The sequence below is a fragment of the Kribbella sp. NPDC050241 genome (assembly GCF_044459685.1).
GTDB lineage: Bacteria > Actinomycetota > Actinomycetes > Propionibacteriales > Kribbellaceae > Kribbella.
Map to the genome: position 1 here is coordinate 63615 of NZ_JBITJE010000008.1, position 19038 is coordinate 82652.

Here is a 19038-nt window from a genome sequence, read left to right on the forward strand (position 1 = left end):
GGTCAGTCCTGGGCGAGGCGGGTGAGGAGTTGGTGGAGGGTGGATTGTTCTTCTGGGGTGAGGCGGGCGACGAGGGTGACCATGGCGTCGCGGCGGGTGCGGCGGATCGTGGTGAGGACCTCGGTGCCGGCGGGGGTGAGGGTGACCAGGGTGGCGCGGCGATCGCCCGGGTCCGGGTGGCGGGCGACCAGGTGGGCGGCCTCCAGGTCGTCGACGACGGAGGTCGCGGAGCGCGGGACGATGCCGAGCCGGGTCGCCAGCTCGCTCAGGCGGAGGGCCTGATCGGATTGGTCGAGGGTGCGCAGCACCCGGAACTGGCCGTGGGTGACGCTCTCACCCACGCCGTCCTTGGTCGCGCGGCGCTGACGGCGAACGATGCCCTCGAGCAGGGCCGCGATCTGTTCAGCGGTGTCTTCCGGTGCGTGCACGAACTGAGCCTAGTGGTGAGCCGGGATGTAGGGGACTTGTGAGTTTAGCTCATAGTGAGTTAGCCTCAGTATATGTCGTCCCCGACCGAAAGGCTCAGATGTCACAGATCTCCGGACTTCCGGGCGCGGGAGCCGGCGGCGGTCGCGCCATGCGATCGCTGCTGAAGGACTCCTCCGTCCGCCACCACAAGCTCACTGCGGGCACCCTGCGCCGCATCATGACGTTCGCCCGTCCCTACCGCGGCTTTCTGGCCGTGTTCCTCGTCCTCGTCGCCTTCGACGCCGGTACCGGCGCCGTCACCCCCTTGCTCTTCCGCGCGATCATCGACCGCGGCATCGTCCCGGGCGATGCCCAGGTGGTGGTGTGGCTGTCCCTCGTGGTTGCGCTGCTCGCCATCGCCAACAGCGCGATCACGCTGGCGGAGCGCTGGTTCTCGTCCCGGATCGGCGAAGGACTCGTCTACGACCTGCGCACTGCCGTGTTCGATCACGTCCAGCAGATGCCGGTCGCCTTCTTCAGCCGCACCCAGACCGGTGCGCTGATCCAGCGCCTGAACGGCGACGTCCTCGGCGCCCAGCAGGCGTTCACCTCAACTCTGTCGAACGTGGTCAGCAACGTGCTGAGCGTCGTTCTCGTGCTCGGCGCCATGTTCGTCATGTCGTGGCAGATCACTCTGCTCGCCCTCGTCCTGCTGCCGCTGTTCGTGCTGCCCGCACGGCTGATCGCCGGCCGGTTGCGCGAGGCGACCGCCGAGACCTACCGGCTGAACGCGACCATGGCCCAGACGATGACCGAGCGCTTCAACGTCGCGGGCGCCGTACTGGCCAAGGTGTTCGGCCGGACGCAGGACTCGTCCCGTGACTTCGCCGGCAAGGCCGCGCGGGTGCGCGACATCGGCGTCACCACCTCGATGTACGCCGGAGTCTTCCGCGTCTCGCTCACCCTGGTCGCGGCCCTTGCGGTCGCCCTGGTGTACGGCGTCGGCGGGGTCTTCGCGGTCGAAGGGGCGCTCGGGATCGGCACTGTCGTTGCGCTGACCGCCTACCTCACCCGGCTGTACGGCCCGCTGACCGCACTCTCCAATCTCCAGGTCGACGTCATGACCACGCTGGTCAGCTTCGAGCGCGTCCTCGAGGTGCTCGACCTCCCGCCGATGGTTGCCGACCGCAAGGATGCGAAGGAACTGCCGCCGACGGTCGAACCGTCGATCGAGTTCGACCACGTCTCGTTCCACTACCCGTCGGCCGCGGAGGTGTCGCTCGCCTCGCTGGAGTCGGTCGCAACGCTGTCCGCCGAGACCGGCGAAGAGGTCCTGAAGGACGTCAGCTTCACCGTCGAACCCGGCCAGATGGTCGCCGTTGTCGGTCCGTCCGGCGCCGGCAAGACCACGCTCTCGTCCCTGGTGTCCCGGATGTACGACGTGACCGACGGCGCCATCCTGGTCGGTGGGCGGGACGTCCGCGAGGTGACCCAGAGCTCACTGCGATCCGTCATCGGCGTGGTGACCCAGGACTCGCACATGTACCACGACACGATCCGCGCCAACCTCTTGCTCGCCCGCCCGGAGGCAACCGAGGCGGAGCTGCAGACGGCACTCGAGGCCGCCCAGATCGCGACCCTGGTGAACAGCCTGCCCGACGGCCTCGACACCGTGGTCGGCGACCGTGGCTACCGGTTGTCCGGTGGTGAACGCCAGCGTCTCGCGATCGCCCGGCTGCTCCTCAAGTCTCCGTCGATCGTCATCCTCGACGAGGCGACGGCCCACCTCGACTCCGAGTCCGAGGCTGCGGTCCAGGCCGCGCTCGCCAACGCGCTGGTCGGGCGTACGTCGCTGGTGATCGCGCACCGGCTGTCGACGATCCGCAACGCCGACGTCATCCTCGTCCTGGACGAGGGCCGGATCCGCGAACGCGGCACCCACGACCAACTCCTGGCTGCGGGCGGCCTCTACTCCGAGCTCTACACCACCCAATTCGCCAAGGCTGCCTAGGTTGCCGAGTCGAGCCTGAGACGGCGCAGTTCCGGATCAGCTGGACCGGCCACTCCGGTCACGAGCAGCGTGAGCCCGGCCCAACGCGGCGGGATCCACAGCACGTCAGGATCTCCGCCGGCGAAGGCCGGGCGTTCGCCTGTCCACACCCGCCCGATGCACTCGCCGGACGACCACGCGGTCACCCGCACCTGCACACCTTCCGGGCGGAGCAGATAGCCGGTCTCGGAGGCCGGCAGATCCACCTCGAGCCACGCCTCCTCACCCAGCCGCACAGCCAGCGGCAGTACGACGTCCTGCCCCGGCCCACCGCGACCGGCAAAGGCAGTCAGCAACTCGTCGTCCTGCACAGCACACGTCCAGCCCGTCACCGGCTCCAGACTGAGCAGCTCGGCGCGGAGACGCCCACCGCTCGGGTCATGCGGCACGGTGACGGAGATCTGCTTGGTCCCGGCCCGCAGCAGCATCCAAGGATTCTCGGCGTGGACCGTGATCGGCTCACCGTTGTCCACGGACACGTCGACCGGCACGTGGGCGCCGTGCAGGTGCAGAGCGGTCGTGGTCTCGGCGGAGATGCGTCGCGTGTAGGTGACCGGCGTACCCACACGAGTGCTGCTCCACCCAGTGAGTACTCGCGTCGGCGCAGGGTCGCCCGCCCAGTGGCCCTCGACCGTCCACAACGCCGAGATGTCCTCGGTTCCGACGACCGTCCAGAGACTGCCCAGACCACGCAGCGCGCCGAGCCGGAGTGCCGGCAAGCGGGCGTCGTCGAAGTTCGCGTGACCCCAGATCTCCACGGTGGCACGGATCTCGCCCGTGAGCCCGCGAACGTCGATCCGCCGGGTCGCGCCGAATCCTGCGAACGTATGAAGCCGGCCGCCGATCGACAGGTCGACAATGTCGGCCGCACCCACGAGCAGCAGTTCGTTGGTCAGCGCGGCCGTGGCGGTGTAGATCCCCCGCCCGCGATAGACGCCGAGCGACTCCAGCGTCGGCGCCAGCTCGTGCTTGCCCGCTGGTGTCTCCGGTGCTGCCGTGGTCCGTCGTCGCACAGCGGAAACCTCTTGCGACGAAGGATTCTCAGGAGGCACCACGGCAGCTCGCGGCTGCACGGTGACGCTGACGCCGTCGACGAGCTCGGTCGACCCGACCGCGATCTCCACCGGGCTGTTGCCAATGACAACAGTCACCGGTACCGCCGAGCAGAACACCAGGCCGTCGTTCGCCAGCTCCACCACATCCGCCGACGCCAAGGTCAACATCGTGTCTCCCAGCGGGACGTCGATCAGCATCAACGGACAAGAGTCCGCCGCGACCGCCACCGATACCCCGTTGACCAGCGCTCGCCCATCGCTGCGGCCGAGATTCGGTACGGCGACCACCTGTCCACCGCCATCCAGGTCCAACGCCGCCGGTGCCGAGCTGGTCGGGAAGTCGGTCGTCACCTCAACGGGCGCCCCGGGTGTCGCCAGCGCCAGCCGCGATCCCAGTGCATCGATCACACGCCCGAGCAACTGCGCCTCGGCGTACTCGGGCCGCTCCACTCCAGTCGACGACACGTACCCGCCGAAGTCGTAGCCATGGCTCATGAAGTTGCCCGGCTTACCCCAGTTCCCGCTCGACGGGGTGTAGCCGAAGTCCCAGCCCGATGCCTGCAGGTACGGCGCGAGCAGCGACGCACCACTGGCCAGCAGCCGCCGCAGGGTCCGATGCCGCCGGTTTGTCTCGGTGATCAGCAACGGCAGCGCGCGATCCGAGAGCAGGTCCGCGTACCGGCGTACCTCAGCCTCGATGTCCGGCGAGTCGTCGTTCGGGTAGAAGTTGCACGCCGGTACGACGTCCGCGACGTTGCCAGTGGCACCGAACAGGTCACCCTGGCCGGCGCAGGCGATCAGCGGCACGGTGATGCCGTGGGCAACCGCCTGGTTCCGCAGCGCGGTGATGTACCCGGGCCGGTCGTCGCAGTCGAAGAAGTCCAACTCGTTCTCCAGCTGAACCATGATCACGGAGCCACCAGCGCCGTGCTGGCGAGCGGCCAGGATCGGCAGCACCTGGTCGAACCAGGCCGTCACGGCGGCCAGGAAGCCGGGCTGGTTGTCGCGGATCCGCAGCGACGGGTCGAGCCCGAGCCAGGCCGGGAGCGCGCCGCCGTCCCACTCCGAGCAGATGTACGGCCCGGGCCGGGCGATCACGTGCAGCCCGGCCTCCTGGGCGAGGTCCAGGAAGGCAGCGACATCACGCCGGCCCTCGAACGACCACCGGCCGGGCGCGAGCTCGTGGAAGTTCCACGGCAGGTACACGTCGATGCAGGTGTACCCCGAGGCCCGGACCTGGTCGAGTCGCGCCCGCCACTGCTCCCGGGGCAGCCGGAAGTAGAAGAGGGACGCACACAGCACGACCCGCGGTTCGCCGTCGATGCGGATGCCCCGGGCATCCAGTTCCACTGAACTCATGGAGCCAACAAGATCAGAGTCGGCCGGTGGTCGCCAGGTACCGTCTTGCACCGTGGCGCCGGAGCGACGCAGGGTGGAGGCGTGAACCTCGTCATCGGAGTCGACATCGGCACCGGCAGTACCAAGGCCGTCCTGACCACCATCGACGGGACGGTACGAGCCGTCGCGCGACGAGACCACGCCCCGGATCTGCCGCGGCCGGGCTGGGCCGAGATGGACGCCGAACGCGACTGGTGGGGTGACGTCGCGGAGGTGCTGAGCGAGCTGACCTCGACGCATCCGGACGACCGGATCGAGGCCGTCTGCGTCTCCGGCCTCGGACCATGCGTCGTCCAGACCGATGAGCAACTCCGCCCGCGAAGGCCGGCCGTCCTGTACGGCGTCGACACCCGCGCGACGGTGGAGATCGACCAGATCACCACACAGCTCGGCGCGGACGCGATCCTGCGACGCTGTGGCAAGGACCTGTCCAGCCAGGCGATCGGTCCGAAGTTGGTGTGGTTGCGCCGGGAGGCCGGCGAGGCGTGGCGACCACAGGACCGGTGGTTCAGCGCGCACACGTACGTCGTGGCTCGGCTGACCGGTGAGTGGGTGCTCGACCACCACACCGCCAGCCAGTGCGACCCCTTCTACGACATCCACACGCAGGACTGGGCGACCGACTGGGTTGAGCAGGTGCTGCCAGGTCTGGCACTGCCGCGCTTGGTGTGGCCCTCGGACCAGGTCGGAGTGGTCCATGCGGCCGCGGCTGCGGCGACTGGACTCGCCGAAGGGACTCCGGTCGTCGCAGGCACAGTCGACGCGTGGGCAGAGGCCTTCAGCGTCGGCGTACGACGTCCTGGCGACCTGATGCTGATGTACGGCTCCACCATGTTCTTCGTGCAGGTGTTGACTGCGCCGACGAGTGTGCGCGGGCTCTGGACGACCTCTGGGGTCGAGCAGTCAACCCACACACTGGCTGCGGGGATGGCGACGTCCGGCACAATCACCACCTGGCTGCAGGACCTGACCGGTGGCGTGCCGTTCGAGACGCTGGTCGCCGAGGCCGCCGCGGTTCCCGCGGGGAGCGAGGGCTTGGTGATGTTGCCGTACTTCAGCGGGGAGCGGACACCGATCTACGACCCGCTCGCGCGTGGCGTGATCGCCGGACTGACTCTGCGCCACCGGCGTGGCCATCTACTGCGGGCGGCGTACGAGGGAATCGCTTGTGGTGTGCGGCAGATCGTGGAGTCCTTCGAGGAAGCGGCTGGGCGGCCGACCCGCATCGTCGCGGTCGGTGGCGGCACGCAGGGCGGACTGTGGACGCAGATCGTGAGTGATGTGAGTGGTCTGGTCCAGCAGGTGCCCACAGAGACGATCGGAGCGTCGTACGGCGATGCACTGCTCGCGGCGATCGGGGTCGGTCTCGTGCCACCGGAGACGGACTGGGCCCGGCTGGATCACACGATCCAGCCAGATCCGTCGACGGCGTCCGTCTATGCCACCCTCTTCCAGACGTACGGCGAGTTGTACCCGGCGACCCGTCCCCAGGTGCACCGGCTGGCCCGCTCGGTGCAGTCGTCAGGTGACGTCGCTGATATGGAGCACGGTGCCGTTGGGTAGATCGCGGTCGAGCAGCGACCAGATGGACCGGGCGACGTCCTCCGGTTTGGCGAGTAGGCCCTGTGCATCCAGTTCGCGGAAGCGCCGGGCGTCCGGCACCTGCTCTTCGGTGGTGGCTCGCAGCTCGGCCTGCATAGCGGTGTCGACGGCGCCGGGTGACACCGAGATCACCCGGCAGCCCGGACTTCGGCGGTCCTGCTCCAGCCCGACCGTTCGCACCCATTGGTCGATCGCGGCCTTGCCGGCGCAGTAGCTCGACTCGCCTTCGTGCGGGTGCTTGGCCGCGCCCGAGGACACCATGATCAGGTGCTGGTTGTACGGCTTCTCGGCGACCGCCTGCAGGAACGCCTGGCCGAGGACCTGCGCCGAGGCTGAGTTGAGCAGCACGTTGCGCGTGTACTCCTCGGTGTCGACCCGGCCGGCCGGCCCCAGCGGGGCCAGCGTGCCGGCGTTGTGGATGAACACCACCGTGTCCCCGTCGAACCTGGACAGCCGCCGATCGAAATCGTCGGCCACCACCGGCCAGGACGCCGGATCGGCCAGATCCACCGCCACGTGAAACGCACCCGGCGTCCCGCCGCGCCGGGAGATGTCGATCAGATCCGCCTCGAACGGAATCGTCGCTGCCAACGCCGCCCCGAGTCCGGCCGATGCGCCGGAGATCCACACCAGCATCCGCCCCAGCGGATTCATAGCTTCCCCACGCCCGAAGGCAGGCAAAACTCACTCATAGCAGTTCCCCCCTGCGGCGCCCAGACGGTGCGCTGCCACGCAGCCTACGACGCCAACCCGCCCGGATCGAAGTACTCCTGGACAGTTTTCTGTCGCGGCAACCCATCGTTCACCGGCCGCAGTCAGCCAGTCGCACTCGGCCCGCCGTCCGGGCACGATGGGTCGACCGGAGACGTTGGTGAGGACATGTACGCACCGACCGCTGACGTGATCGGCGAAGCCTTCGCACTGGGGGAGCCAGTCGGCGAGCTGATCCTGGTACGACGCGGCGACACCGACACGTGGCGGCTCGAGACTGTGACCGGCAGCTACTTCGTGAAGGGGTACTGGTCCTCGACCGCTCAGTTCACGCCCGGCGGTCTGACCGATCAGCTCGCAGTGGCGATGGCGTTCGAGAACCGGGCGCTGGCCGCGGGGGTCGACCAGGCCGAGCCGATCGCCCCGGTCGATCCTGTGCTCGGCTGGATCACCCGCATCAACGAGCGTCTCTTCCGCGTCTACCGCTGGATCGAGAATCGCCCGCCGGCCCCCGACGACGACATCACCGAGTGGCTCGGCCGCACCATGGCCACGGTCCACCAGTTGCAACCGCTGGGCGCGTCCGGCTTACCGGACTGGTGGCGTACGGCGCTCCGCCCGCGCGCCGACTGGGAGAAGTGGTTCACGGCGGCGCAGGAGCGCGGCAAGGAGTGGGCGGACCTGGCGTGGGACCGGCTGCCTCTGATCCTCGACCTGACCGACCGCATCCAGAACGTCTGCGAGCTCGCGCCGGACTGTGTCGTGACCCATGGCGACTTCAAGACCCACAACCTCTTGATCACCGAGGATGGTCCGGTCCTGGTCGACTGGGACAGTGTCCGCGTCGACAGCGCTGCCCTGGAGGCCGCCCGCGTCGCCTACATCTTCGCGGCCGGTCGGCAAGAGCCGATCACGAGCATCCTGACGGCGTACACAGCTGCAGGTGGCGACGTGAGTTGGCCCGGTCAAGACCTCTTCCTGAGCGAGTCCCGCCACGACCTCCACGTCCTGTTCGAGCATGTCCTGGTCTGCCTCGGGGACATCCCGGCCGCCCGCTGGATGACCGACCCCGAGCAGGCCGTCACGAAGCTGCTCACCGAGTTCCCCGGCAAGCTCGCCGGCCTGCGGAGCCTGGTGGGCTAGAGGTCATCGATCTCGTCCGGGCGGACCAGGCCGTCTTCGATGGCGCGGGCGAGCAAGGCCGCCTTGCCTGCCGCGTGCCGACCGACCTGCCCGTACTTGATCCGTGCTCGGTCGATGTACTGCTTCACCGTCGTCTCGCGGATTCCCATCCGCTCGGCCACCGCGGCCTTCGACCGGCTCTGGAACCAGAGCAGCAACGCCGTCCGTTCCTGCGGCGCGAGCCGGGGTCGCTGATCGGCGACCATCACACCGGCCATCGCCGGAGGTACGGCGGGCCGATCGTGCCCGGTCGCAACGATGGCGTCGACCAGGTGGCGTGGCCCCTCCTGCTTGGTGACGTAGGCAATGGCTCCGGCGTCGAGGGCGGCGCGCACCATCTCCTCGCCGGAGTGCTGGGAGAACACGATGACACGGCGTCCGCCGTCGGCGAGTCCGGCGATCGCGTCGATCATCAGCCGCCCCTCGAGCTCGAGATCGAGCAGGATCACGTCCGCGTGCCGACCGGCGCCGTTGACCGCCGCGTCGAGGTCCGGTCCGGCCGAGACGATCCGGACCCGAGCAGCCGCGTCCTGGCCGATCCAGGTCCGGACGCCTTCGATCACCACCGGGTGATCGTCGACCACGGCCACCGTCACTGATGCTGCCATCTGGCCTCCAGCCACACGGGATCCGGTCGTCCGGCCTGGTCGCCGACCGCCGATACGATCACTTCGCCCGGGCCGCCGTACACCGTGACGCGGGCCCAGGTGCTCGACGCGACGAGTGCTTCGATCGCCGGCTCGGTGAGGATGCGGCGGGCCTCGAGTGGGAGCTCCGGCAACGGGCCGGCCGTCGCGAGCTCGACCAGTACGCCGCGGCGCTCGGCGACGTTCACGCAGGCGCGCACCTCGTGCAGCAACGGATCCGGTACGTCGTCGGACTCAGCGAACAGCCGCCGGAGCCGGGCTGCCTCGATCGCGCAGCGGCGCTGTACGTCGGGAGAATCCGGGTCGAGCGACCCGTCCGCGAGGCCGTCGAGCAGCGGCGCGACCTGGCCGCGGAGCGACTCGTAGCGGTCTCTGCGAGCTTCGTGGAGTGCGTCGGCGACCTCGCGGTCCGCGCTCGACTCGGCTCGCTGCGCCGTCGCGAATCCCGCCACCGCGGCCGCGTCGTCGAGCGCGCGCGCCGCGAGCAGCACCGCCGACGGGACCAGTATGCCGCCCGCGCAGGCGATCACCAGGAAGCGCGCGATGACGGTCAGGTCGATGTGATGGTCGGTGAGCAGCAGGACCGACAGGTTCAGCAGGATGTTCGCGAGGAAGACCACGCCGAACGCGATCAGCCGCTCGCGCAGCATCAGCAGCACACCGATCAGCACGACGTCACCGAAGGCCCAGTTCGGGGCGCCGGTGATCTGGTCGCCGGGAACCATCGAGACCGCGAGCGCGCCCGCGGCGATCACCGCCGCCGCCGACCGCCACCAGTGAGCGAAGGCCGGTCGGCCGGTCAGCAGCCTGATCGAGCCGTGCACCAACAGAGCCGCGAGCAGCGCCCAGGCGACGAGCTCCGCGCCGGCCGCGCGGTAGAGCCCGGCGCTGAGGACGAGTGACGGCAGGACGTAGACGACATGCCAGACGCCGACGATGACCACGACGCTGATGTCCAGTGCGCGGGCGAGGCCGGACCGGATCCTCGCCGCTTGATCACCCTCGCCGGTCACCGTCACCCCACCGCAGGACGACCCGGGTACCGCCGGCCGGCATCGACAAGACCTCGGCCACTCCGCCGACGTCCGCCATCCGCCCCAGGATCGACTCCCGCACACCGCGGCTGTGGGCGCCGATCGCCCGTACGTCGAAGCCGCGGCCGCGATCGCGGATGTCGACGCGCAGCCGTCCCGCCCGGTCGACCGAGACTCCGACACTGGCGGAGTCGACTCCGGAGTGCCGTACGACGTTCCGCAGCGCCTCGCCGACGCACGCCGAGATGGCGACGGCGACGTCGGCGCGGACGGACACCACGGGCAGCGCAGCGGCAACGTCCAAGTCGGCGGCTTCGGTCTCGATGACGGAGCGCAGCCTGTCGTCGAGCCGCTCCTGCCGATCGGACCGGGACGGCCCGGCGGACAGTGCACGCAGTGCCGCGGCGTCTGATGCGGCGCGGGCATGCAGGATCGCAGAGCCCGATCGGACCGAGCCGGAGCCGACCATCGTCAACGTCGCGAGCGCGGTGTCGTGCAGCTGGCGGAAGTGTTCGCGCTCGTCGGCGCGCCGGGCCGCTGCCACTTGCGCCTCCCGATCCTGCAGGGCTTGGCGCTCACACTCGAGCTCGGCGGCGCGTCCGGCACGACGTACGAGCTGGACTGTGGCTGCCGCCAGTCCGGTCTGGATCACCAGGATTCCGGCGCCGATGAGCATCGACGGCTGGAAGTCTGTCGCAAGTGTCTGACCCAGGGTGTGGGCGGCGCTGATGAGTATGCCGATCGGCACGCCGACGGCCGGCCGGAGCCGTAGTTGAGCCAGCAGGACCGCGGCGGTGGCGATCGGCAGCAGCCAGGCAGAGCTGTTCGGAAGCTCGGCGGCTGAGACCAGATGGCCTTGTAGTAGGAGGATCGCGCAGACGATGAGGCTGTCGGCAACGACCAGGCGGTGCGTCAGTCCGTGCCGGACCACCACCGACAGGAAGAGCAGGCACCACACGGCGAGTCCACCGAGGACCGGCACGAGCCAGCGCGGTGCGACCGGTGGCGCGAGACTCAAGACAGCCGCGATGGCGCCGAGGCCGACGGTGCCGAGCCGCAGGGCGAGGCCGTAGACGGCCGCGAAGCGGTCCAGTGCGCGATCAGGAGCGCCGCGTTCCAAGGCCAGATCCTCAGGCACTGGCGCGCGTGAAACCGAGGCCCTCGCATCAGCGAGAAGCCTGTTTGTGTCGATCAACATCCCCCCATGCGGTTCCCTGCCGCAGCAATACCTTGCCCGCCCGAATCGCGACCGTCAACAACACAGAGCGACCGAACCTCAAGCGGGAATGACCTCCGTTCGGAGGTCCCTCGCCGTACCCGCCGGCCCGTACCGTCGGTGCGGGGAACGGCAGCCGAGTCACAGCTGCGAGGGGGAGAGATGAATCGGCACAAGATCGGCAGTCGATGGATGGTGGGGACGGCGGCGGTGCTGTCGGTCCTGAGCGGGTGTGCCGCCCATGGCCCGGCGACCAAGGACGAGCTCTGCACAGATTTCGACGCCGTCAGCAACGAGTTGTACCGGGGTGTGTTCAGCGACAACGGGGTGTTCCGGGCGGCGGGTGAGTTGGCCGGCACGGCGGCGCGGTACGACGGATCGACCGCGGTGCAGGCGTCGGCGGACGGGATCAAGAAGATCTCGAAGAGCAAGTCCACGACCCTGAACGAGCTCCGCAACGCGACCATCGCCATCGCGGACACCTGCGGCCATCCACTCGGCCTCAACTTCTGAGGCGGGTGGGTGAACTACTACTGATGAGGGGGGATGTATGACGTTTGATGTGCTCTGTGTCAGGGGCGTGGGGGAGGCGGGGGACGAGACGATGTTTCCTGGGCTGGATGGGGGTGGGAAGGTCAACCAGGAGTTGCTGGACGGGGATTCGGCGCAGCAGTTGGTGGCGCGGGCGATTGCAGTGCGGGACGTTGGTGGCGGAAAGGCCCGGACCGTCGTCGAGGTGCGGGAGATCCGGGCCGAGGTGGTCATCACCGACGCACGAGTGATCCTGCTGTGTTCGAAGTACGACAAGGGCGGCGGCTGGGTCGGCACTCCCGGTACAGCGCTGATGCTCAACGCGGTCAGCAAGCTCAGAGCGGCGCGCCGCAGCCGTGGCACCGCGCTGGTCGGGCATATCCGCTACCCGTGGCTGATCTCGGTCGGCTTCAGCCCGAAGCAGAGCTGGCTCGACGAGGAGGTACTGCGGCTCGTCGTTCGCGACGGTACGGCGGATCCGTCCAGGCTGCTCGTGGTCGACCTGAATCTGCCCAAGGAGACCGACTCGGGCGCAGTCGCCCGCGCGATCATGCTGCGCGCTGTGCGGTACCGCACGACGCACGAGACGCTGACCGACGACGAACTCGCCGGCTTCCGGCAACTCGCCGAGTCACCCGAGCTCGCCCGGCCGCAACCGAAGAAGTTCGCGGTCTACGCGATGCCGACGTCCTGGCAGGCCAAGCCCGCGACCGCCTACCCGCGGACGGTGTGACGCCGATGCTGACCGCACTCATCGTTGTGTGCTACCTGATCACCATCGCCGCGGTGATCGATGCCGTACGACGCCCGTCGTACGCCTGGGTCGAAGCCGACCGGAACCGCGCCTACTGGGTCAGCGGTCTCGTCTTCGGCCTGTTGTTCCTGCCGGTGGGGATCCTGCTGGCGATCGCGTACGCGGTCGGCGTCCTGCCCAGGATGACCGAGTCCGCCGGATCCGACGCATTCCGGAGGCGGCCATGAAGCTGCGCATCCTGGCTACGGTGCTGCTCCTCGGCCTGGCCGCGACCGGCTGCGGCGACGACTCGCCGGACACCGGTGCGGTCGCAGCCCAGACCACCGCACCGGCACCCACCGAAAGCCCGACCTCAACCGAGACCACACCAACCGAAACAATCCCGACGGACACACCGTCCGTTGATCCGCCGAGTGAGGAACCGAGCGAACCTGAAGACAGCGAGAAGCCGGCTGTGCTGCCGCCGGAGGCTGCCAACCGCCCGCTGACGCTGAGCAGCATCTTCAAGTCCCCGGACGGTTGGCGCGACGGCCGGTACGACGTCGCTGACCGCAAACAGGCGACGGGGATCGGCGGCGTCCTCAACGGTTGCGGAGACTCGTACGGCCAGGTTCTCGAGCTTCGGCTGGCGAACAACTTCAGCAAGATCAAGCTCGAGTTCGGCGAGAGCAACTCGTCCGAGAGCTCGGAGCAGATCCTGCAGGTTCGCGTCGATGGCAACAGTCAGTACATCGACCAGAAGACCGTGAAGCTGAACCAGATCGCGGCCTTCGACCTGCCGGTACAGAAGGTGAACGCGCTCAAGATCATCTTGTCGCTGAAGGACTCCGACGGCTGCGGGAGCGGTGAGGTGGAGGCGGTGCTGATGAACATGGTGCTGTCCTGAACACGCAGCCCACCTCCGGCGACGCGACGAAGCTCTGGCCCTTCGTCGCGTCGGCCGGCCTGCCGGTTGCGCTCGGGGTGCCGTCGGTGATCGACGGCACCAACGCGATTTGGGCACAGGTCACCGCCGTCGTGCTGATCGTGCTGGGAGCAGGTGCTGTGCTGCTGGCCTACAGGATGTGGTCGCGTCACAGGCGGATGCGTCTGATCCCGGCGATCGGTGCCGCCGGGTGCTACGCGTTGACGATTGTCGTGATGATCCTTGGCAACGTCCCGGTGTCGGAGCCGCCGCCGACTCCGGCCGCCCCGAGCATCGCTCCGTCCTCGGCCGGAGCAGGATCGTCGGCCGGCACCGGACAGACGAGCAGTCCGGCGGCGACGACTCCTGCCGGGCCTCGGTGCTGGGCTGCTTCGCGGCAACCAGTCGACTGCCGGGAGAAGCATCGGTTCGAGGAGTTGCTGGGAGCAACGAACTGCGATCAGGCGACGGTCGTACGGTTCCTGGGTGGTTCGCCGGCGATCGACGTCGTCACGGCTCGAGGTGTCACGGCGCCGGGCGGAGGCTGCGCCGTGCAGACGGCTGACGATCAGATGGGATCGGCTCAGAACGTCCTGCAGCAGGGGACTGCGGCCGGCTGGCGGCGCTGCTTCGACCGCCGGACCCAGAGTGCGGTGAACTGCTCACAACTGCATTCGCGAGAGTACGTCGCCACCGGAAGCACCCGCCGACCGACACCGGACGAATGCGTGGCGGCCGCGGCAACCTACCTGAACCAGCTCCCGGCCAACCTCGTCGACGACCTCGTCGTCGGCGTCAAGGACGTGCCGTCCGGCAACCCGGACCCGGCGCGCTGCACCATCGATGCCCGAGGCAACCAGCTGCTCGACGACTCGGTCCGCTCGCTGGGCGTTCGCCCGGTGCCGATTCACACGACCTGAGCCCATCGCTCCAGCGAATCACAGTCGCGTGGTCACCACTCCTCGATTAGTCTCGAGCGGTGGACACCGGCGAGTGGAACTGGACCTGGGACGAGAGCCTGTACGCCGGTAGTGCCGAGCACTACGCGGTCGGCCGGATGGCTTACCCCGTTGGGCTTGCGGACGCGGTGCGCGACGAGCTCGGGCTCGACGGCAGCGGCCGGTTGCTCGATGTGGGGTGCGGCCCGGGACCGCTGACCCTGTTGTTCGCGCCGCTGTTCGAAGAGGCCATCGGTGTCGACGCGGACGGTGACATGGTCGCGGTGGCGGCCGGTCGCGCCGAGCGAGCCGGGATCACCAACATCCGGTGGCGGAAGCTCCTGGCCGAGGAGATCTCGCCGGAGCTGGGCAGCTTCCGGGTGGTCACGTTCGCGCAGTCGTTCCACTGGATGAAGCAGGCACTCGTCGCCGAGCGGATGCGCGACGTGCTGGAGCCAGGTGGAGCCTGGGTCCATGTCGGTGCCACCACGCATCGCGGCGTCGAAGGCGACGACGAACTCCCGCACCCGCGCCCGCCGTGGGACGGTATCGATGCGCTGGTCACCCGCTACCTGGGTCCTGTCCGCCGCGCCGGGCAGAGCCTGCTACCCACCGGCACCCGTGGCGGCGAGGAGGACATCATGCGCACCGCCGGGTACGACGGCCCGACCCGAATCATCGTCGGTGGCGACGAGGTCGAGGAGCGCACCGTCGATGACCTCGTCGCCGCCGTGTTCTCCCTCTCCGGCTCGACACCTGCTCTGTTCGGCGCCGAGCGGCCGGCTTTCGAGACCGATCTCCGCGCCCTGCTCCGCGAGGCCGCCGATCACGATCTCTTCTCCGAACGTCGCCGCGAGATCGAAGCCGTCATCTGGCACTGACAGCAGGCTACGGAGCAACCGCAGGCAGCCGCGAGCGGCCGCGGACGTCGGTCCGCGGCCGCTCGGCCTTTGCTCGAGTCGGAGTGCTCAGGACTCGTTGTCCGGCATGTCGTCGTTCTGACCGTCGAGTCCGTCCAGCCGGTCCCTGGCGAAGTCGGTGCCCTGGTCGATCTTCTCGCCGTACTCGCCACCGGTCTTCTCGTTGGCGAACTCGCCGGCCTTGTCCAGGCCCTCGCTGACCTTGTCGCCGTGCTCGTCGACGGCCTCGGTCGCCTGGTCCTTCAGGTTGTCGAACATGCCCATCGTCTTTCCCCGTTCTGTCGATGGTTGCCGGCACTACCTAAATCCCGCCGTACCCGATCGCCCGGATTCCACACACCTGATCACGGAGTGTCGTCGGAAAACGGATTCCGGTCGGCGACGAGCGCGGGGAGCACCGAGTCGGACAGCTTGCTGTACAGGTGGCGCTGGAGCATGGGGCCGAAGCTGATGCGGGCGACACCGGCCGCGGTGTAGTCGGCCAGGGAGTTGGCACCCTGGCCGTAGCCGACGTTCACCGGGCCGGCGATCTGCTTGGTCAGCGTGGCGATCAGGTCGAGGTCGCCGACCCCGATCAGGTAGACACAGTCGGCGCCGGCGGTGAGGTAGCGGGCGGCGCGGTCGAGGGCGGTCCGCAACTGCTCCTCGGGTGAACCGGCGCGGCGCACGAACGCGTCGATCCGGGCGTTGATCACCAGTTCGGTGCCGGCTCCGGCCCGGATCGCGGCCAGGAAGTCCGCCTGTTCGGCCGGATCGATCATCGCGCCGGTGGCGGGATCGGAGTCCTCGAGGTTGAGGCCGACGGCACCGGTCGCGGTGAACCGTTCGACGAGTTCGGCCGGGGCGAGCCGGTAGCCACGCTCGAAGTCGACCGTCAGCGGCACCGCGATCGACCGCGCGATCCGGGTCGTCGCGGCCAGGACGTCCTCGACCGGGACGTGTTCGCCGTCGTCGTACCCGAGGATCGTCGCGGTGGCGAAACTGCTGGTCGCGACGGCCGGGAAGCCTGCCGCCTCGACCATCCGGGCCGCGGCCGCGTCCCAGGCGTTGGGCAGGACGACAGGTGTGCCGGGCACGTGCAGCGCCCGGAGAGTGGTTGCCAAAGTCATCGTTGTCTCCGTGTCAGCGGATGATGGACAGCCCGAACGCGCCGAACAGCGCGGGCTGGTGGAAGGCGAGAACGGCCGCGATACCGGCCTTGGTGAGGGTCAGGACCTTGATCGAATGCGCGTGATAGAGCCCGTCGCGACCCCGGATGTAGAGCGCGAACGCGGGCTGCCCGTTCGCCGACGTCTCGAGCAGGATCCGGCGATCCGGACCGGCCCGCAGCTTCGAGTCCAGCAGCCGCAGTACGTCGTTCCGTCCGCTGAACCAGGTCGGGATCGGCGGCATCTCCCACCGGGCGTCCGCCGTGAACAGCGCTTCCAGCGCGACCAGATCCTTGTTCTCCATGGCCGCGGCGAACTGATCGAGCAGCGCGCGCCGGAGCGGCTCGTCCGGCTCGCTGAGGTCCTCCTCGATCGGCCGGAGCCGGGCCAGTTCGGCCCGGGCGCGCTGGAGCGAACTGTTGACGGCGGCCGTGGTGGTGTCGAGCAGTGTCGCGACCTCGGCCGCCGGCCAGGTCAGCACCTCGCGCAGGATCAGTACGGCGCGCTGCCGCGGCGGGAGGTGCTGCATCGCGGCGACCATCGCCAGCCGCAGGCTCTCCCGGTCGCCGACCACGGTGGCCGGGTCGGCCCCGAGCAGTAGGTCGGGGAACGGTTCGAGCCAGGTCACCTCGAGCGCGTACGGATGCAGCTCGTCGGGGTCGTTGCCGGGGGCACCGAGCGCGGACGGCACCACCCGGCGGCTGCTGTGCTGGAGGAGGTTGAGGCACACGTTGGTCGCGATCCGGTAGAGCCAGGTCCGGACCGTCGAACGGCCCTCGAAGTCCGCGTGTCCGCGCCAGGCCCGCAGGTACGTCTCCTGCACCGCGTCCTCGGCATCGTGCAGCGAGCCGAGCATCCGGTAGCAGTGTGCGACCAGTTCGGCCCGATGCTGCGCGAACTCCTCCTCGAGGTTCATCCCACCTCCTCCATGGCCCTGGGCACGACCGGTCCGTCGGTCCGCCGGCGGGCGGTGATGCCGAGGCCCGAGAGTGCCCCGAGCAACGACAGTACGCCGCAGCCCGCCAGGGCACGGGTGAAGCCGTGACCGGCGTACCCACCGGCGGATGCGAACACGGACCCGAGGACGGCGACACCGGCGGCGCCACCGAGCTGACGGGTCATGCTGTAGATGCCTGCCGCGATTCCGACCGATTCACGCGGCAGCGATCCGACACTGGCGTTCTGCGTGGCCGGCATCGCCAGCGAGACGCCGCAGCCGGTGATCACGAGCGGTACGACCAGTTCGTAGTACTGCACCGAACCCCTGCTGATCTGGCTGACCCAGAGCATTCCCAGGGCCTGCAGACCAAGGCCGATCACGACCAGAGGCCGCTCACCGACGCGGTCCACCAGGCGACCCGCGATCGGGCCGACGATGAAGAGCGTGGCAGTCCAGGGCAGCAGCTTCAGCCCGGCCATGAACGGCCCGGAGCCGAGCACGACCTGCATGTACTGCGAGAGGAAGAACACCGCGCTGAACAGGGCGGCGCTGAGGAAGAAGCCGGCCGAGTTCGCCGCGCTGAAGGTTCGATTGCGGAAGAACGTCAGCGGCACCATCGGGTGCTCCGTCCGGTTCTCCCGGACGGCGAAGGCGGCGAGCAGTACGACGCCGCCCGCGAACGACCCGAGCACCTCGGCACTCGACCAGCCCGAGCCCTGACCGTGGACCACACCCCAGACCAGACCGAGGACCGCGAGGCTGACCAGCACGGCGCCGGCCAGGTCGAGTCGCCGGATCGGGCCCTTGCTCTCCGGGATGTTCCGCAGTACCAGCGGGATCGCGATCAGGCCGACCGGGACGTTGATCCAGAAGATCCACTGCCAGGCCAGGCCCTCGGTCACCGCGCCGCCGATCATCGGGCCGCCGAGTACCGCGAGGCCGGTCACTCCGCTGAACACGCCGGTCGCCCAGCCGCGCCGTTCGGGCGGGAACGCCGCACCGAGCAGCCCCATCGCCAGCGGCATCACCACGGCCGCGCCGACGCCTTGGAGGGCGCGCGCCGCGATCAGCCACGGCAGCGAGGTGGCCAACGCACAGGCCACCGATGCCAGCGTGAACAACACCAGGCCGCCGGCATAGGTACGCCGACGGCCCCAGCGGTCACCGATCGCCGCGGCGGTCATCAGAAGCATCGCGAAACTCAGGCCGTACGCGTTCACTGTCCACTCGAGCTGCTCGGCCGTGGCGCCGAGATCCGCCCGGATGGTGGTCAGCGCGGCCGCCACCACCAGGACATCAAGGGCCACCATGACCGAGCCGATCGAGGCCAGCCCCAGCACCCATCGTTGTTGAGTCGTCGTCCGCACAAGTCCTCCAGGAGATTGCTGTCACCTGGGTAGACCGCGCGCGACCGCCGGACTCATCGGTCCGATGAGAAGGAATTTCCGAGCGTCGCTCAGCGTTGGGGCCGGGCCGCGACCTGGATGAGCGTCTGCTGACCGGTGGCCACCAGCGTCCGCCGGCTGTCCTGGACCGAGAAGACCTCGAGTTGGCAGACGGTGAGACCCTGCACCTCAGCCGAAGCCTCGTCCATGCGGCG

20 protein-coding genes are annotated in these 19038 nt (G+C 69.1%); 9 read left to right on the forward strand and 11 right to left on the reverse strand.

Going from position 1 to position 19038, the window contains the following annotated elements:
• Nucleotides 1-2 precede the first annotated feature (2 nt).
• On the reverse strand, nt 3-428 hold the full coding sequence (locus tag ACIBG5_RS31205) for a MarR family winged helix-turn-helix transcriptional regulator (RefSeq protein ID WP_396395077.1): 426 nt from the start codon (nt 426-428) through the stop codon (nt 3-5).
• Between the two features lie 149 nt (nt 429-577).
• Here ACIBG5_RS31205 and ACIBG5_RS31210 point away from each other — a divergent pair, with 149 nt between their 5' ends.
• Nucleotides 578-2419, forward strand: a complete 1842-nt coding sequence (locus ACIBG5_RS31210) for an ABC transporter ATP-binding protein (protein ID WP_396395080.1) — start codon at nt 578-580, stop codon at nt 2417-2419.
• On the opposite strand, the gene ACIBG5_RS31215 is transcribed toward ACIBG5_RS31210, so the two are convergent.
• On the reverse strand, nt 2416-4872 hold the full coding sequence (locus ACIBG5_RS31215; RefSeq protein ID WP_396395082.1) for a beta-galactosidase: 2457 nt from the start codon (nt 4870-4872) through the stop codon (nt 2416-2418). The genes ACIBG5_RS31210 and ACIBG5_RS31215 overlap by 4 nt on opposite strands.
• A gap of 81 nt (nt 4873-4953) precedes the next feature.
• On the opposite strand from ACIBG5_RS31215, the gene ACIBG5_RS31220 reads away from it, so the two are divergent.
• On the forward strand, nt 4954-6474 hold the full coding sequence (locus ACIBG5_RS31220; RefSeq protein WP_396395083.1) for an FGGY-family carbohydrate kinase: 1521 nt from the start codon (nt 4954-4956) through the stop codon (nt 6472-6474).
• Here the strand turns inward: ACIBG5_RS31220 and ACIBG5_RS31225 are convergent.
• A complete protein-coding gene (locus tag ACIBG5_RS31225) occupies nt 6433-7167 on the reverse strand; it encodes an SDR family NAD(P)-dependent oxidoreductase (RefSeq protein WP_396395084.1) in 735 nt (244 codons plus the stop codon). The two genes, ACIBG5_RS31220 and ACIBG5_RS31225, sit on opposite strands and share 42 nt — an antisense overlap.
• A gap of 225 nt (nt 7168-7392) precedes the next feature.
• On the opposite strand from ACIBG5_RS31225, the gene ACIBG5_RS31230 reads away from it, so the two are divergent.
• Complete coding sequence (locus ACIBG5_RS31230) at nt 7393-8367, forward strand: phosphotransferase (RefSeq protein WP_396395085.1); 975 nt, start codon at nt 7393-7395, stop codon at nt 8365-8367.
• Here ACIBG5_RS31230 and ACIBG5_RS31235 read toward each other — a convergent pair.
• Genes ACIBG5_RS31235 through ACIBG5_RS31245 form a run of 3 tightly spaced genes read right to left on the reverse strand, consistent with a single transcriptional unit; the run spans nt 8364 to nt 11207 of the window.
• Entirely contained in the window at nt 8364-9014 is a 651-nt protein-coding gene (locus tag ACIBG5_RS31235) for a response regulator (protein WP_396395086.1), read from the reverse strand. The two genes, ACIBG5_RS31230 and ACIBG5_RS31235, sit on opposite strands and share 4 nt — an antisense overlap.
• A complete protein-coding gene (locus tag ACIBG5_RS31240) occupies nt 8999-10066 on the reverse strand; it encodes a hypothetical protein (protein ID WP_396395087.1) in 1068 nt (355 codons plus the stop codon). The genes ACIBG5_RS31235 and ACIBG5_RS31240 overlap by 16 nt, the downstream gene beginning before the upstream one ends.
• The gene (locus ACIBG5_RS31245; RefSeq protein ID WP_396395088.1) at nt 10050-11207 is read right to left on the reverse strand and encodes a sensor histidine kinase; all 1158 of its coding nucleotides are present in this window, start codon (nt 11205-11207) and stop codon (nt 10050-10052) included. The genes ACIBG5_RS31240 and ACIBG5_RS31245 overlap by 17 nt, the downstream gene beginning before the upstream one ends.
• Nucleotides 11208-11465: 258 nt before the next feature.
• Between ACIBG5_RS31245 and ACIBG5_RS31250 the strand changes: the two genes are divergently transcribed.
• The 6 genes from ACIBG5_RS31250 to ACIBG5_RS31275 all read left to right on the forward strand — a co-directional run bounded on the left by ACIBG5_RS31250 (nt 11466) and on the right by ACIBG5_RS31275 (nt 15311).
• Nucleotides 11466-11816 carry a hypothetical protein gene (locus tag ACIBG5_RS31250; RefSeq protein ID WP_396395089.1) on the forward strand — a complete coding sequence of 117 codons (351 nt, stop codon included), beginning with the start codon at nt 11466-11468 and terminating at the stop codon, nt 11814-11816.
• Nucleotides 11817-11853: 37 nt separating this feature from the next.
• On the forward strand, nt 11854-12567 hold the full coding sequence (locus ACIBG5_RS31255; RefSeq protein WP_396395090.1) for a hypothetical protein: 714 nt from the start codon (nt 11854-11856) through the stop codon (nt 12565-12567).
• 5 nt (nt 12568-12572) lie between these two features.
• On the forward strand, nt 12573-12815 hold the full coding sequence (locus ACIBG5_RS31260) for a hypothetical protein (RefSeq protein WP_360452415.1): 243 nt from the start codon (nt 12573-12575) through the stop codon (nt 12813-12815).
• On the forward strand, nt 12812-13474 hold the full coding sequence (locus tag ACIBG5_RS31265) for a hypothetical protein (RefSeq protein ID WP_396395091.1): 663 nt from the start codon (nt 12812-12814) through the stop codon (nt 13472-13474). Before ACIBG5_RS31260 ends, ACIBG5_RS31265 begins: the two co-directional genes overlap by 4 nt.
• A gap of 86 nt (nt 13475-13560) precedes the next feature.
• The gene (locus ACIBG5_RS31270; protein ID WP_396395092.1) at nt 13561-14412 is read left to right on the forward strand and encodes a hypothetical protein; all 852 of its coding nucleotides are present in this window, start codon (nt 13561-13563) and stop codon (nt 14410-14412) included.
• Nucleotides 14413-14471: 59 nt separating this feature from the next.
• The gene (locus tag ACIBG5_RS31275; protein WP_396395093.1) at nt 14472-15311 is read left to right on the forward strand and encodes a class I SAM-dependent methyltransferase; all 840 of its coding nucleotides are present in this window, start codon (nt 14472-14474) and stop codon (nt 15309-15311) included.
• Between the two features lie 87 nt (nt 15312-15398).
• Here the strand turns inward: ACIBG5_RS31275 and ACIBG5_RS31280 are convergent, their stop codons facing one another.
• The 5 genes from ACIBG5_RS31280 to ACIBG5_RS31300 all read right to left on the reverse strand — a co-directional run bounded on the left by ACIBG5_RS31280 (nt 15399) and on the right by ACIBG5_RS31300 (nt 19032).
• Nucleotides 15399-15608 (reverse strand): antitoxin, encoded by a 210-nt coding sequence (locus ACIBG5_RS31280; protein ID WP_396395094.1) that lies wholly within the window; start codon nt 15606-15608, stop codon nt 15399-15401.
• An 86-nt stretch (nt 15609-15694) separates the two neighbouring features.
• Nucleotides 15695-16459: an isocitrate lyase/phosphoenolpyruvate mutase family protein gene (locus tag ACIBG5_RS31285; RefSeq protein WP_396395095.1), complete on the reverse strand. Its 765-nt coding sequence runs from the start codon at nt 16457-16459 to the stop codon at nt 15695-15697.
• Nucleotides 16460-16472: 13 nt separating this feature from the next.
• Nucleotides 16473-17414 carry a sigma-70 family RNA polymerase sigma factor gene (locus ACIBG5_RS31290; protein ID WP_396395096.1) on the reverse strand — a complete coding sequence of 314 codons (942 nt, stop codon included), beginning with the start codon at nt 17412-17414 and terminating at the stop codon, nt 16473-16475.
• Nucleotides 17411-18805 (reverse strand): DHA2 family efflux MFS transporter permease subunit, encoded by a 1395-nt coding sequence (locus tag ACIBG5_RS31295; protein ID WP_396395097.1) that lies wholly within the window; start codon nt 18803-18805, stop codon nt 17411-17413. Before ACIBG5_RS31295 ends, ACIBG5_RS31290 begins: the two co-directional genes overlap by 4 nt.
• Nucleotides 18806-18894: 89 nt before the next feature.
• Nucleotides 18895-19032 (reverse strand): hypothetical protein, encoded by a 138-nt coding sequence (locus ACIBG5_RS31300; protein WP_396395098.1) that lies wholly within the window; start codon nt 19030-19032, stop codon nt 18895-18897.
• Between the last annotated feature and the right edge of the window lie 6 nt (nt 19033-19038).